Source organism: Mesorhizobium ventifaucium (genome assembly GCF_935822925.1).
GTDB lineage: Bacteria > Pseudomonadota > Alphaproteobacteria > Rhizobiales > Rhizobiaceae > Mesorhizobium > Mesorhizobium ventifaucium.
Genome location: NZ_CAKXZS010000078.1, coordinates 1 through 13,953, shown reverse-complemented (window position 1 = coordinate 13,953; position 13,953 = coordinate 1). Strand labels below are relative to the sequence as shown.

General features: G+C 64.4%; 16 protein-coding genes and 1 pseudogene. 3 read left to right on the top strand and 14 right to left on the bottom strand.

The window, feature by feature from the left end; all coding sequences use genetic code 11:
• Window positions 1–273: 273 nt before the first annotated feature.
• Window positions 274–1,305, top strand: coding sequence for a LacI family DNA-binding transcriptional regulator (locus NMG70_RS30990; RefSeq protein WP_254028000.1), 1,032 nt, complete (start codon window positions 274–276; stop codon window positions 1,303–1,305).
• 63 nt (window positions 1,306–1,368) lie between these two features.
• Here NMG70_RS30990 and NMG70_RS30985 read toward each other — a convergent pair whose 3' ends face one another.
• The 9 genes from NMG70_RS30985 to NMG70_RS30945 all read right to left on the bottom strand — a co-directional run bounded on the left by NMG70_RS30985 (window position 1,369) and on the right by NMG70_RS30945 (window position 9,836).
• Window positions 1,369–1,821 (bottom strand): aconitase X swivel domain-containing protein, encoded by a 453-nt coding sequence (locus NMG70_RS30985; RefSeq protein ID WP_254027999.1) that lies wholly within the window; start codon window positions 1,819–1,821, stop codon window positions 1,369–1,371.
• A complete protein-coding gene (locus NMG70_RS30980; protein WP_254027998.1) occupies window positions 1,818–3,065 on the bottom strand; it encodes an aconitase X in 1,248 nt (415 codons plus the stop codon). Before NMG70_RS30980 ends, NMG70_RS30985 begins: the two co-directional genes overlap by 4 nt.
• Before the next feature lie 100 nt (window positions 3,066–3,165).
• On the bottom strand, window positions 3,166–4,230 hold the full coding sequence (locus NMG70_RS30975; RefSeq protein ID WP_254027997.1) for an ABC transporter ATP-binding protein: 1,065 nt from the start codon (window positions 4,228–4,230) through the stop codon (window positions 3,166–3,168).
• A complete protein-coding gene (locus tag NMG70_RS30970; protein WP_254027996.1) occupies window positions 4,230–5,018 on the bottom strand; it encodes an ABC transporter permease in 789 nt (262 codons plus the stop codon). The genes NMG70_RS30975 and NMG70_RS30970 overlap by 1 nt, the downstream gene beginning before the upstream one ends.
• Complete coding sequence (locus tag NMG70_RS30965) at window positions 5,018–5,887, bottom strand: ABC transporter permease (protein WP_254027995.1); 870 nt, start codon at window positions 5,885–5,887, stop codon at window positions 5,018–5,020. The genes NMG70_RS30970 and NMG70_RS30965 overlap by 1 nt, the downstream gene beginning before the upstream one ends.
• Before the next feature lie 73 nt (window positions 5,888–5,960).
• Complete coding sequence (locus NMG70_RS30960; RefSeq protein ID WP_254027994.1) at window positions 5,961–7,022, bottom strand: ABC transporter substrate-binding protein; 1,062 nt, start codon at window positions 7,020–7,022, stop codon at window positions 5,961–5,963.
• 47 nt (window positions 7,023–7,069) lie between these two features.
• Window positions 7,070–8,047 (bottom strand): PfkB family carbohydrate kinase, encoded by a 978-nt coding sequence (locus tag NMG70_RS30955; RefSeq protein ID WP_254027993.1) that lies wholly within the window; start codon window positions 8,045–8,047, stop codon window positions 7,070–7,072.
• Window positions 8,044–9,108 (bottom strand): ADP-ribosylglycohydrolase family protein, encoded by a 1,065-nt coding sequence (locus NMG70_RS30950; protein WP_254027992.1) that lies wholly within the window; start codon window positions 9,106–9,108, stop codon window positions 8,044–8,046. Before NMG70_RS30950 ends, NMG70_RS30955 begins: the two co-directional genes overlap by 4 nt.
• A gap of 2 nt (window positions 9,109–9,110) precedes the next feature.
• Window positions 9,111–9,836, bottom strand: a complete 726-nt coding sequence (locus NMG70_RS30945) for a GntR family transcriptional regulator (RefSeq protein ID WP_254027991.1) — start codon at window positions 9,834–9,836, stop codon at window positions 9,111–9,113.
• Between the two features lie 228 nt (window positions 9,837–10,064).
• Here NMG70_RS30945 and NMG70_RS30940 point away from each other — a divergent pair, with 228 nt between their 5' ends.
• Window positions 10,065–10,418, top strand: a complete 354-nt coding sequence (locus tag NMG70_RS30940) for a hypothetical protein (RefSeq protein ID WP_436798498.1) — start codon at window positions 10,065–10,067, stop codon at window positions 10,416–10,418.
• Window positions 10,419–10,823: 405 nt separating this feature from the next.
• On the opposite strand, the gene NMG70_RS30935 is transcribed toward NMG70_RS30940, so the two are convergent.
• From NMG70_RS30935 to NMG70_RS30920, 4 genes are all read right to left on the bottom strand, one after another.
• Entirely contained in the window at window positions 10,824–11,042 is a 219-nt protein-coding gene (locus NMG70_RS30935) for a DUF2934 domain-containing protein (protein WP_254027989.1), read from the bottom strand.
• A 39-nt stretch (window positions 11,043–11,081) separates the two neighbouring features.
• Entirely contained in the window at window positions 11,082–11,351 is a 270-nt protein-coding gene (locus NMG70_RS30930; RefSeq protein ID WP_254027988.1) for a hypothetical protein, read from the bottom strand.
• A gap of 105 nt (window positions 11,352–11,456) precedes the next feature.
• The gene (locus tag NMG70_RS30925; protein WP_254027987.1) at window positions 11,457–11,762 is read right to left on the bottom strand and encodes a DUF1236 domain-containing protein; all 306 of its coding nucleotides are present in this window, start codon (window positions 11,760–11,762) and stop codon (window positions 11,457–11,459) included.
• A 316-nt stretch (window positions 11,763–12,078) separates the two neighbouring features.
• Entirely contained in the window at window positions 12,079–12,375 is a 297-nt protein-coding gene (locus NMG70_RS30920) for a hypothetical protein (protein WP_254027986.1), read from the bottom strand.
• A 907-nt stretch (window positions 12,376–13,282) separates the two neighbouring features.
• On the opposite strand from NMG70_RS30920, the pseudogene NMG70_RS33115 reads away from it, so the two are divergent.
• Window positions 13,283–13,375 (top strand): annotated as a pseudogene (locus tag NMG70_RS33115) (hypothetical protein); the annotation flags it as partial.
• Between the two features lie 159 nt (window positions 13,376–13,534).
• Here NMG70_RS33115 and NMG70_RS30915 read toward each other — a convergent pair.
• On the bottom strand, window positions 13,535–13,828 hold the full coding sequence (locus NMG70_RS30915; RefSeq protein ID WP_254027985.1) for a hypothetical protein: 294 nt from the start codon (window positions 13,826–13,828) through the stop codon (window positions 13,535–13,537).
• Window positions 13,829–13,953 lie beyond the last annotated feature (125 nt).

The window sequence follows — 13,953 nt, the reverse complement described above, 5'->3', positions numbered from 1 at the left end:
CACGTCATAACATCGCAAATGAGGCAGAGGATGCAGTTCAGCGAGGTCAGCCCACGGCACCTAGTGCTTGAATTTGAGGGAACCGAGCCGCGCCGATCCTTTTCGGGTCGGCTCGACGATTTGGTGTAGCGCGCCGGCTTGCGCATCGGCTAAGGCTGTATACATCATTTCCCATCAGAATCGCGGATGACAATGAAATCGTCGTCCGCCATCCGATCCGTTAATCCGCGATTTTGATGCGCCTGTAGCGCACCAGCAATGAGGTGATCGACTGTGCGGTCCACCCTGACAGACATAGCCCGGGAAGCCGGCGTTTCAGCCGCGACGGTCGACCGTGTGCTCAACAACCGCGCCGGGGTCAGGGCGCGCACCCGCGAGGTCGTGCTGGAAACGGCGCAGCGGCTAGGCTACATCGCTGAAAATTCGAACGGCCCGATCCCGCGCAATGCACCGCGCGGCGATGTCATACGGCTCGACTTCGCCCTGCCCGCCGGCACCAATTCTTTCATCAAGATGCTGCACCGGCACATCGAGGCGCAGGCGCAGTCAAGACCGGACCTCGATGTGCGCGTCGCCACGATCGAAGGCTTCAATCCCGACCGGCTTGCCCGCCTGCTGCAGGAATTGCGCGGCCAGACGCAAGGCGTCGGCGTCATCGCGCTCGACCATCCGACGGTCCGCGAGGCGATCCGCTCGCTATCGGCCAGCGGCGTCAAGGTCGTCACCATCGCATCCGATATCCTGCACGTGCCGAGGGTCGCCTATATCGGCATCGACAACCGCGCCGCCGGCCGGCTCGCCGGCTACCTGCTCAACCGCTTCATGGCCGCCGATCGTCCGGGCAAGGTCGCGCTGTTCGCCGGCTCGCTCTCCTATCGCGGCCATGAGGAGCGCGAGATGGGCTTCCGCCACATCCTGACGGAAGACTCGCCCAATCTGCAGATCGTTGAGATGCGCGAGATGCTCGACGACCGGGAAAAGGCCTATTTGGAGGCCTCCGCTCTGCTGGACCGGCACCCGGACCTGGCCGCGATCTACAATGTCGGCGCCGGCAACACCGGCATCGCCCGGGCGCTCAAGGAGCGAGGCCGGGCGCTGTCGACTGTGTTTCTCGGCCATGAGGTGACGGAAGGCACCAAGGACCTTTTACTCGACGGCACGCTCGACGCGGTCATCGACCAGAACCCGCGCGTCGAGGCCCGCGAAGCGCTCAACACCTTGACCCACGCGATCAGGGGCTTGCCCTACGAGTTGCACCAGCCGAGGCTGCAGGTGATTTTCAGGGAAAGCATCCCGGAGATCTGAACTTACGGCTCGAAACAGGAATGGCCGCGCCAGCAAGTGCGGCCTGTGGCACTGTCCACACGGCTAGATCTTCCTCACCATCGCTTGCGCATCCTCGCCCAGGCTGATCGCGATCCGGTCGCCGGAGACAATGCCCGATATGTCGCAGACGACCAGCGGCATGCTGATTTCGTAGAGAAACTCGGCGACGATGGCGCCGACGGCAAGGATCGGGTCCGGCCGCTCCAGAATGATCCCGGCCGGCGCCGTGCCCTTGCGGATCGCCTCGGCAAGAACCGACGAGGATGACGACGATCCCCGCGCGGATGCCATCACCAGGATCTTGCCGGCGACATTTTGGCCAAGACCGGGATGCGAGTGGTCGATGATTTCGCCTGTTTCGACGTCGATCCCGCCCCAGAAGCTGAGCGCGTGCGAAAACACCAGCGCCGAGCCTTGCGCCTCGCCGGCAAGCTGGAAACTGCCAACTCTGTTCAGGGCTCGACGTTTCAGGGCTCGACTTTCCTGTTCGCTCATGGCGCGCTCCGCACGACATGCCCGGCCGCTGCCGAGCGGACGCAATCTTCCATATCGCCGAACGCCACCGACACGCCGATATTGCCGGGCGCGTAATGTGCCCATTTGCCGGAATTGGTCATCACCACGCCGTCGAGACGCTCGATAATCGAGGTGACATAGGTGCAGGTATCCGCAACCGGAATTAGGCCTAACGCCCCCATGCCGGCCAGTGCGCCCTCGTCCTGCAATCTCTTCAAAGTGGCGCGTCCGGTGTTGACATAGATCGGAACGCCCCTGCCCGGCGCGATCTCGCGCAGCATCGGCAGCAGGCGCATCCACTCGTCATGGGAAAAATGCGGCGTGCCGAGCGACACCGCTGTAAGCGGCGCGCCGTCGGGGACGCTCGACAGTTCTGCCAGTGCCTGGTCGATGTCGGCGCGACAGATCCGGATCGTCGCCTCCGGCGCCATGCCGCGAAATGCCTCGTCGAGCGTCTTTGCTTCCGGCGTGATGCCGACCACATGAAACAGCGCCACCGCGCCCGTCGTTGCCGCCGCCGCACCCAGCGCCTTCAGCTGGTCCTCGTCGCGCGGCTGCGGCAGGCCCGATATGACCGGAATGCGGTCGCCACTCGCCTGCCCGATGATCAGCCCGACGCCGACGAACAGGGCGTCGGTAGGCTCGAAAGAACCGGTCAGCTCAAACAGGATCTGGCCGCGTCGATTATCGCTTAAATGCAGCCCCCAGGCCGGCGCGCGCCCGGTCATCGCGCAGCACAAATCAATGAAATCGCCATAGCGGTTGGTCCGCGCGCCGATCACTGAATTGGCGAAGACTATGGCGTTGGATTCGCCCCAGGCGATCTGCTCGCCGAAAGCCGGGCGGAACCGCGTCTGATAGGGCGCGCAGGTGAAGGTCGCCTGGCAGCCGAGTTCAAGATGCGCCTTCATAAGACGGCGTGCCGGTGCCTCTTGCGACGGCGGCATCCTCACCAGTCCGGGATGGATGAGGTCGAACGAGCCGACATTCAGCGTCGTCGGCACATGCACGCGACCGCCGCCCTCGACCAGCCTCTCGACGAAATCGAGACCGGCTTGGCCGTGATACAGGCAGCCGTCGATATGGGCACCGGCAATATCCAGCAGCCTGCGCGCGCCGACCGCGTTGGAAAAGGCGACCAGTATCTTCATCGCGGCGGCCACGGCCGGGCCGTGCTCGCCATCGAGCATGGACTGGTCGCCCGCACTGAGTTCAAGCGTCATCGGCATGCTCCGGCGCCCCATTTTGCTCGACAGATAGCGGAACAGCACCTACCGGGCAGAGGGGGTGGGAAGAATCGCCAGCTTTCGACTTGTCCATATCCTAACTGGCCGCGATCAGCACCGTGCTCTCCGGCGACCAGCGCAGCACCACTTTTTGCCCCTCCGCCAATTTTTCAACACCTGTGTTCTGCACGGTGACTTTGATGGTTTGCCCGTTGCGATCGACAAAATAGGTGCTGTTGTTGCCGGCGAAGATGCGCTTGGAAACCTGGCCCCGGAGCATATTGGCGTTCGGATCAGACGTCCCTGAATCGGTGCCAATGCGGATGCGTTCGGGCCGCACCGCGCAGCTGGCCGTGGCGCCGCCGGCAAGCGTCGCGCCTGCCCCGGCGGCGATCGCCGTGCCGTCGGGCAAGCGGATGCCGGTGCCGGTGGTCTCGCCGCGCAAGATGTTGGCGTCGCCGAGGAACGTGGCGGCGAACTCGCTCTTCGGCCTGTCGTAGATCTCTTCCGGCGGCCCCTCCTGCACCAGCCGACCGTCGCGCAGGATGCCGATGCGGTCGCTCATCGTCAGCGCTTCTTCCTGGTCGTGGGTGACGAAGATGGTGGTGATGCCGATCTCGCGCTGGATGCGTTTCAGCTCGATCTGCATGTCGACGCGCAGCGCCTTGTCGAGCGCGCCCAACGGCTCGTCGAGCAAAAGCACGCGCGGCTTGGTGACGATGGCGCGGGCCAGCGCGACGCGCTGGCGCTGGCCGCCGGACAGCTGGTGCGGGCGGCGGGCGCCGAGCTTGCCGAGCTGCACCAGGTCGAGCGCCCGCTGCACCTCGCTTTGTATCGTTGCCTTGGCTTCGCCACGCACCGACAGGCCGAAGGCGACATTGTCGGCGACGCTCATATTGGGAAACAGCGCATAGTTCTGGAACACCATGCCGATGCGCCGCTTCTCGACCGGCACCCGCTCGACGCTCTCGCCGCCGATCGCTATGCGGCCGGAGTCGGGGAAATCGAAGCCGGCGATCTGGCGCAAGAGCGTGGTCTTGCCGCTGCCCGACGGCCCGAGCAGCGCATAAAAACCACCGTCGGCGAAATCGATCGAGACGTCGTCCAGTGCCGTGTGCGCGCCAAAACTGCGCGACAAATTCGCTACCTGTACACCGGCCATTATTTCTCTCCGCCGAATTTGAAGAACCGTGCCGTAAGCAGCATCAGCGCCATCGAGACGACGATGATGATCGTCGAGACGGCATTGATCTCCGGCGTAAAACCCTTGCGGATCGCGGCGTAGATCTCGACCGGCAGCGTCGTCTGCCCGGGCGTCGACAGGAAGTAGGAGACCACGAACTGGTCGAACGACACGGCAAAGGCGAACAGCCCGCCGGCGATGACGCCCGGCATGATCCAGGGCAGCGTCACGCGCGACGTCACCTGCCACTGGTTGGCGCCGAGCGATCGCGCCGCTTCCTCCAGCTCCGGCGCAAAGGTCTGCAGCCGGGCCGAGACGACGACGATGACATAGGGCAGCGCCAGCGCCACATGGCCGAGTAGGATCGCGAACAGCCCACGCCCGATGCCGACGCCGAAGAAGAAGATCAGCATCGCCGTGCCGGTGATCAGCCACGGTATGGCGATCGGTGGAAACAGCAGCGCCTGCAGGAATTTCTTGCCGCGAAATTCATAGCGGTAGAGCGCCAGCGACGCCGCCGAGCCGAGCACCGTAGAGATGATGGTACTGATGATGGCGATCTCTATGCTGTTCCAGGTGGCCGATATCAGTTGATCGTTCTGCCACAACGAAGCGTACCACTCAGTCGTCCATTCGAACGGCAATTGGTAGAAGGGCGAGACGTTGAACGACATCAGCGCCATGATGATAACAGGCAGGTAGAGAAAGGCGAGCAGCAGCCAGATATAAAGGCGCCCGCACCATTCCAGGATACGGGTCGTCGCCATCACGCAGCCCTCTTCAGCACCGGCGACGCCAGTGCCAGGATGACCAGCACGACGGCCAGCAGGATGAAGGACAGCGCTGCACCAAGCGGCCAGTTGAACACGGCGACGAACTGGTCCTCGATGACTGTGCCGTAGAAGGTGCCGGTGCGGCCACCGAGGATGCGCGGTTCCATGAAGGAACCGACGACGGGAACGAAGATCAGCGCCGCTCCCGCGACCAGCCCCGGCATCGACAGCGGAATGATCACCCTTTTCAGCATCTGCAGCCGCGAGGCGCCAAGCGAGCGTCCTGCCTCGATCAGCGAATCGTCGATGGCCTGCAGCGTGAGGTAACAGGTCAGCACCATGTAGGGCACATAGGAGTGCACCAGGCCGATGATGACGGCTGGATAGGAATACATCAGATCGATGTTGATGTTGAACGGCAGCACGGCGTTGAGCGCCGAATCGAGAATGCCGCCTTCGCGCAGCACCATCGCCCAGGAGAAGATGCGCACCAGGCCGTTCGACCAGAACGGCAGGATGACGAGCAGGAAGATCGCCTCGCGGCTGCGTCCCCTAAACACCTTGGCCAGCACATAGGCCGCGGGATAGCCGATGACGATGCACCACAGCGTCACCTCGAGCCCAAGCCTGAGCGAGGCCGCCAGCAGCGTCAAATACAGCGGCTGCGAGAAGAAGGTGGCGTAGTTGTCCAGCGTGAACGACCACGCCTTTCCCGGCAACGGCAGCTCGGTCATGAAGGAGAAGAACACCATGGCCGACAGCGGCAGGAAGATCGCCACCGTCAGCCAGAGATAGGCCGGCACAAGCAAGGGCAAAGCCGATCGCAATCCGCTCCTCGAACCGGTCGCGACCTGTCCTGCCATATGCTCCTCCCCGAAAATCGGCCCGCTATTTCACCCGGCCGTTACTTCACCCGGCCGGTATTTCACCCGGCCACTATTTCACGTTGACCTTCAGCTCCTGCCATAGCGACAGATAGGCCTCGCGCTGCGCGTCGGTGATCGGCGCCTGGAACTGGATGCGCTTGCCGACATCAGGGTCGCCCATCACCCTGCGGTTGAAGGCGTCTTCGGGAAGCGCAGCAACCGCCTTGGTGTTGGCCGAGACCGGCGCGCCGACCTTGGTGACCCACTCGACGTAGAAGCCGGGATCGATCATGTAGTTGATGAAGGCCTCGGCGCCGGCGACGTTCTTGGCGCCGACCGGGATGGAGAAGGCGTCGAGCCAGGCGACGGCGCCTTCGCTTGGGATGACCAGCGACACCGGCAGCTTGAAATGCGTCTTGGCGCGGTCGGCCGAGCCGCTCCAATAGGTGCCGATGTCGATCTGGTTGGAGGCGACCATCTGGTTCCAGTCGTTTTCCGAGCTCCAGAACGTCTTGATCTGCGGCATCAGCGAGGTCAGCTTCGCCTTGACCGCCTCCATATCCTTGATATCGTTGATGTTCTGGCCGGTGGCGATGGCGCCGAACTGGACCGCTTCAACAGCATCGTCGCGAATGGTGACGCGGCCCTTGTGCGCCTCGTTCCACATCTCGGCGATGCTGGTCGGCGGCGTCTCGAAGGCCTTCTCGTTGATGGCGAGCGCGGTCAGCCCCCATACCCATGGCACGCCATAGACCTTGCCGTCATGATTGAGCATCGGCGAACCCGCCTTGTCCGGGCTGATGTCGGCATAGTTGGGGATTTTCGAGACATCGATCGGCTGGATCAGTTTTTCCGCCATCGCCTGGTCGTTAAAGGCGGCGTTGATCATGACGACGTCGTAGAGGCCGGGATTGGTCCTCAGCTTGGTCAGCATTTCCTGTTCGGAATTGAAGAAGTCGTTGACGACCTTGTTGCCGGTCGCCTTCTCGAAGGCGGCAATGGCCCAGGGCTCGTCGGCGCCGTAGCCCTTCCAGTTGAGCACATGCACCTCGTCGGCCCTGGCGGCCAGCGTAAGTGCCGAAGCGAAGACGGCCGTTGCCGTCAGAAAAGCAGTCATTTTGGGCATGCGCATGTTCGTTCCTCTCATTGTTTGCCCGGTTGGCGGGCTTGTTGCGTCATTTAGGCTGTCATAAATGGGCCTTCTGCTTCCGGCCGGTGCACGGATCGATCGTCATGGCTGAGGAATGTCTGGATCTCCTGCTCGGTCGGCGCCGACGATCCGCCATGGCGGGTGACCGAGAGCGCCGCCGCCGCATTGGCGTAACTTGCCGCTTCGAAGGGCGGCACGCCGCGCGACAGCGCGCTGACGAAAGCGCCGATATGCGTGTCGCCGGCGCCGTTGGTATCGACGGCGGCGACCTTGAAACCGGGCACGGCCTGCGCGGTGCCCTCAGCCAGCCGTACGAAGCAGCCCTTCGCCCCGGCGCGGATGATGACCCCCTCGGCGCTCGGGCAGTGATTGGAAAGAAGCCGGGCAGCAATGGCCTCGACATCGCCGGGGCCGGCAATCTCGCCCGCTTCCGTTGTGTTGCAGCTCAGCCAGCTCGTGTGCGCCAGCACGCGGTCGAGAATGGCGCGCGGAATCTCCGAGATGACAGGCGTCGGATCGAAGACCAGGGGAATTTCCGCCGGCAGCGCCTCGATCCAGTCGGCCAGCGCGTCGCGGCTGCCGACATAGCTCAGCGTGTAGCCGGAGGCGAACACCCAATCCCCCGGCGCAACCCGGACAGGCGCCATCATGTCGAGGCTGAGCACGCTCTCGGCGCCAGGCCATGACACGAAGGTGCGCTCGGCGTCACCGCTGATCATGGCGACGCAATTGCCGCTGTCCATCACCGGGGATGGCGGGGTCAGCGTTGCGATCCCTTCGGCGGCGAAGGCGGCGCGCAGGAAGTCACCGTTGCGCCCACTCCCGAGCTGGCCGCCGAAGACGACGTTCATGCCGGTGCGGCTGGCCGCGACCATCATGTTGAAGCCGCCGCCGGCGACCTGGGCATGGCTCGATGCGGTCTTTTCGGTGCCGGGCTCAGGCAAGGCGTCGATGTGGTAGACATAGTCGACCACCGCGCTGCCGATATGGACAAGACGCCCGCTCATGCCGCCGCATCCTTGCCTGAACCGCGTTTCGCCATCCGCACCGCGACCAGATCGGCGGCGAGCGCGCGCACCTGCGCCATGTCGAGCCCTTTGAGCCGGGCGACGTGTTCCCTTGGCAATCGGGAAAAGCCGGCGCAAGCGCCTGCCATGCCGGCGGCAATGGCGCCGATCGTGTCGGTGTCGCCGCCGAGATTGGCGCTGATGACGGCCGCCTGCCAGGGATCGCCACCGGCTATTTCCAGCACCGCAAAGGCCGCCGGAACCGATTCCTGGCTGGCGACGCCGGTGCCGACCAGGTCGACGATCAGCCGGATGCCGTCAGTGACAGCCTTGCCGCGAACCAGGCCCCTCGCCCAGTCGATGCGCGCGGCGATGTCGCCGCCGGTGGTCCAGTGACCGCGTTCTGCGCCCTGCTTGGCCGCCACGACCGCGCGATCCGAGGCGGCGCGCCAATCGCCGCCAGCAACATCGCCGCCGGCAACACCACAGCTGATGGCGGCGGCAACGGCAGCCGCCGAGGCAATCGCTATCGAGGTGTTGTGCGTCGCCCGGCAGGTTTCCGCAACCTTGGCGACCAGCGCGCCGAGCGGCTCCGGCGGCATCATGATGCCGACCGGCGCGATGCGCATCGCCGCGCCATTGGTGTCGCCGCTGCGCCCCGCCTCCTCGGCGGGCACGCCGTCATTGATGGCGTCGATGGCGCGCTTGGTCGAAGGTCCGAGCAGATCGTAGCTGCCGCGCGCCTTGACCTCGCGCTCCCAGTCGAGCAGCGCCTTGACCCAGCGCGTGTGGTCGAAGCCGTCGCCTGAATCAACCAGGATGCGGCCGAGCAGCAGCGCCTGTTCGGTGTCGTCGGTGACAGTGCCCGCGGCCAGGCCCTTCGACACCGGATGGTCGGCGGCGGGCGCGACGAACTCCTCGACAGGACCGTAGAGCTCGGCGATGCGGGCCGGCGACAAAAGCTGCGTCGGCATGCCGAGCGCATCGCCCAGCGCACCGCCGACAAGCGCACCCATCGCCCGGTCAATCGCCTCGCCGGTGTCCATGCTCAGCGTCTCCATCCTCAGAACTCCAGGTGAAGCGCGAAATGCGCCGGATTGAGCAGGCTGGTGACAAATTCGATGGCGCGGCCGTCGGCGTCCCGCGTCAGGCGCCGCGTGCGCAGGAACGGCGCGCCGGGCGCGCAATCGAGAATGGCCGCGTCCTCGGCGCTCAGCATCTCGATATCGACCCACTCCTCGCCGTGATCGGGGACAAGCCCCGCCCCGCGCAGCGTCTGGTGCAGCGAGCCTTCGCGCAGGCCGCGCAGCGGCACGTCCTCCAGTTCGGGCGACAGCGGCAGGCGGCTCCGCTCGATCGAGATGGCGTGGCCGTCATCGGCGTTGGAGCGCACCCGGTCGACGGCGATGAAGAACGGACTTTCGACGCCAAGCCTGGCAGCAAGCTCGGCATCCTGCATGACTTCGAGCCTGAGCGTGCGCGTATCAGCATTGGCGCCGGCATTGGCCAGCGCCCGCGACCAGCCGACGGCGTCGTCGACCGGCATGCCGTCGAAGGTGACGAACGAGCCGATGCCGACCTTGGTGGTGATCAGCCCGCGGCTCGACAGTTCCTCGAGCCCCTTGCGGATGGTGTTGCGGCTGACGGAGAAGCGCTGGACAAGCTCGTTCTCGCTCTGCAGGCGGTCGCCGAAGCCGAGCACGCCGGAGCGGATCTCCTGCTCGAGGACGGTGGCGATCCGTTCGGGCTTGCCGGTTCCGGGAGACGACAGGGTCGTGCGACGCGCCATGGAATACCTGTTCAGTAAACCTGTATAGTCCTGTTCAATATCGTGACATGGCAGTCATGTCAACGGCTCGCGGCCAGCACGTTTTTTGGGTTCCCGGCATCCCGCGCAAGATTGCCGTCCTAATCATGACGGTTCGTCGCAGGCTGGATTTTTATGGGAACCTTCGCCCGCCCCGAGCGGTTTTTTTGATAGTCGCAAATGCGGCGACAACCGAGATAATGGAGACAAATGGAGAAGACCATGCTTACGAAAATTCTCGCAGCGTCTGTGCTCGCCGCCGGTCTGGCCACCTCTGCGATGGCCCAGAATGCCAGCGACCCAGGCGCTGACCCAAACGCTGACACGGGTACCGGCAGCGACAGAAGCGTCGTCATCGACCCGGCCCCGACCGATCCGAACCTGGCTGACCCGGGTACTGTGGATACCGGGATTACCGGTAGCATTATTGCGGGCCCTGACGGCTTGAACTCGAATGCCGACCGGAACTGCCCGGCAGGCCCGCAGGGAGCGATGCCTGATGCAACGCACAAGTCTCCCGGCACGGCTTCACCGACGGTCAACGACAATCACTGCGGCAAGTAGCCGAGATCGATTTCGGGAGTTCACGCTTTCGGCCGCGGCACCAACGGTGCCGCGGCCGAAGCGTTGTACGCTCGAGGCTCAGCGGAGCAAGGAGCGAAGCGACGCCGCGCAGACCATGCCATGATATCAGAGCGTCACGACGGTGCAGAACCTTTGATGGCGGAGCGAGGCGCCCCCTCGATCGGCCGTTATCGGAGCCTTCGCGAACCGCCGCTGTCGCAGGAGCGAGCGGTGCGCCAAAGCTACCAATCTCCCCCAAGTGGGGGAGATGTCCGGCAGGACAGAGGGGGGCGCCAAGGATCACTGCATTTATCCTGAGCCGCTGCATTCTTCGGGCCTGCGCCGCGTCGCTTCGCCCCTTGCTTGGGATGACGAAGTCGTGGAGCCAATCGCCGGCGTCAGAGGCTAGCCCTTCCGCGGTCGGGCAGCAGCCTTTGGCTTACTGTCCTTGACGGCCGCCGGCGCCTTCGGCCGAGCGATCTTCGCCTTGGGCCTGCTCTCCTCACCGTCGATCTCGGCCGTGGCCTGGTCCCAGTGCTGCTGATGCGCGCCCTCGGGCCGGCCGGCCTGTTCCCAGATCGCGTGAGCCCGCCGGCGAATGCGTTCCTGCCTGTCGTCCGTCACTGTTTGCCTCCATCGGCTCAAATCGGTGAGCGACAACTTTTAGCTGAACTTTCGACCGGCGTCTTGAGGGCTTCGGCCCAAATCGGGTCGGCCCGAGTCAGGTGGGCCCAAATCGGACAGAACCGCGACCCCGAGGAGTGCCGCCTTTTTGGTGATCAGCCCCGCCAGATCGGCGTCCGAGCGCTCCGTTCCGGTTTGCTCACGCACGGCTGCAATCAACGCCTTCATCGACAACAGGGCAGTGCCCCGTTCGGCAAGCAGCTTGTCGACAGATGCGGCCACATTGCGTGACTCGACATGCGGCAACATGGAAATGGCTCCTTTCCGTCCCGCCACAAAGACGATCAACAGCCGGCTGCCTGCCGGCGAGCCGCCGCTCTTCCCGCGTCTTGCCGAGAGAGCGGCGGGTGAAGGTCAGTCGATGACCTGCACGATCCTGCGGGTGCCGGGATCGATCAGCACGGTGCGATCGTCGACGACCACGTATCTGTATTCGACGTCGGGAACCTCGATCGGGTGAAGTTCAACCGTGTCGGGCACAGTGGAACCGACGTTGAGCTCCACGCCCAGGATGCTGATCGAGGCCAGCGGGTGCCTCTGCACATATTCGCGGACGACCGTCTGCTGCTCGGGCGTGATAATCACCTGGTCTGCGGTGGCGACGCCGACACCGGCCAGCAAAGCCAGCCCGGCGGCGGCAGGAACAAGGTGGATTTTCATCGTCTGCTCCTGTCTGGTTTGCGGGCTGCGCCTTCCACATTCGGGACGACTCGCCCAAATTGCAAACGCTTAACACAATCTTCTTGTTCCGTGAGCGGCGGCTAATCAATCGCTACGCGGCTGACGTTGCAGTGGCCCGCGTTCCTGTCGCAAGGGGCGCGGGCCGATCGGTTTGCCCGATCAGCAGCGATACCGGAGGGGGGTGATATCGACTGCTTCGGGAAGAACATTTAGCGAGAACTAATGTTCCGCCCCCCAGCAAAAAAGCCTGCCGGCGTCGAGGCTTCCGTCAGGTGCCGAGACGAAAAATGCCCTATTATTGCTTTGGCGGCTGCGCCGGCAGCTCGCCGGGCTTGAGCACCGGTGTCCTGCCTTGGTCCGGCGGCGTTGCGGCCATGCCCCGATCGCCGGTCGGCGGCGGCAGCAGCACGCCGTTGCAGGGGTCAAGCGTGTCGGTCAGGCTGTCACCGTTGTTGACGGGCGGCGTCTGCTGCTGACCGTTTTGCGGCTGGGCCTGGCAGTGGCGGGCAGGCGCCTGGTCTTGTGTCTCGTTACCCGTCTGGGCGGCAGCGGGCGCCGCCAACGCCAGTGCGCCGAGCAGCGTGATTGGCAAGAATGCGAAAGGTTTTATGTCGAACTCCTCCGCGCGAACGATCGCCTCTTTGCCAAAGCAGGTTGGCGGCGATTGGTTCCCGCCTGCCGCAAGCCACCCGGCTCCATGCGGGTGGGCGCGGTATGTTGGGGAATCGTTAATCAGCGATTGCTACTATAGCGGAATGACCAAGAACCTCGGAAACGCCGAAAGGAGCGCTCCAAAGGAGCCGGCAAGGAGCTCAGCTCTAAGCCGGCTGGCGCCAGCCTTGTTTCCCCTGGTGGTCGTCGCGCTTGGATATCTCGTCGGCTGGCAGTTCTTCGGCTTCTAGAGCGAATCCCTGGCCTGCAACCGCCAATCTCCAGCGCTGGCGAGTAGCCACATACTACTACACCTTCGTCATCCTAGGGCGAAGCAAGGAGCGAAGCGACGCGGCGCAGACCCTAGGATCCATATGTGGACGGCGCCCTGCCTGCAACGGTCGTTCTGGGGTATTTTCGATCGCTTGCGTCCATATGTCCGGCCTTTGAATGCGGTCCTTGCGACCGCTGGCCAAGGTGGGGTTCGCGACGCCCGTTCCAGTCATGCCAGCGGTTTCCGTTGGCCAATGGATCCTTCGGAGTTTCGCGCGCCACAGATCGATCGATCACGCCCATCTTCCTTCCGTTGCAAGAGCTTGTGTTGGGTGTTTCTCCGTTGCGGCCTATGCGGGCATGTCGGCGCCGCGCTGAGCCGGCGGTCAAGGCTGGCCGCAGGTCACCGCCGCAGGCGGCGCGAAGCGGCCTTGACGGCGGCGACGAAGGCGCCACGCTGCCCGCCAGGCCGCAACGGTATGACTCGCCACTCTGGCACATCCGATGCCGTCGGGCGCCGTCCACCCCATCATGCCGTTACGCCAGCCGAAGAATGAAACGGCTCAGAACGACGCTTGCATGCGCAACGGTGCTCGTTAGTCTTCCGCCGGCTATGCCACCAGAAGCGCGGCACGATCTACATCGGCGTCACCAACGATCTTGACCGCCGCATGCCGGAGCACAAATCCGGCAACGGCTCGCGCTTTACCAGCCGCTACGGTTCTGGTCGGCCGGGCACTGCCGCACGGCAACGGCGTGGACCCCTGGCCTACGCCGCGTCGCTTCGCTCCTTGCTCCGCCCTCGGACAACGAAGGCGTCAGACCCACTAGTCCGGGAAATCAAAAACCGGCTCCTCGCATCGGTGGACCCGGCATTGACCGTCAAGCGTCCTGACATAGGAGGCGACCGGCACTTCGGGCCAGTCGCATTCATTGCCGAACTGGCGGACATAGCGGTCATAGGTGTTGCGGCCGGTGGTCAGGACGACCGCGCGCCGGCTCTGGATCAGAAACTGCGTCTGTTCGCATGTCATGGTGCGCGCATCCGGGCGGGCGTGAGTCATGCCTGTGGCGGCGAGGAGGATCGCTGCGGCTGTCAAAACGATTGGGCGAGCTGGCATGGTGCATCCTCACCAGGGGTCGTGCCAAACGCGCATCTCTGCCCGTGGTTCCGCAGCCTTCCCCGAAGCGGTTCAGGCTGTGTTGCGGCGCGACAAAACAGCCGCGATCTCACTCCTCCTTCTCC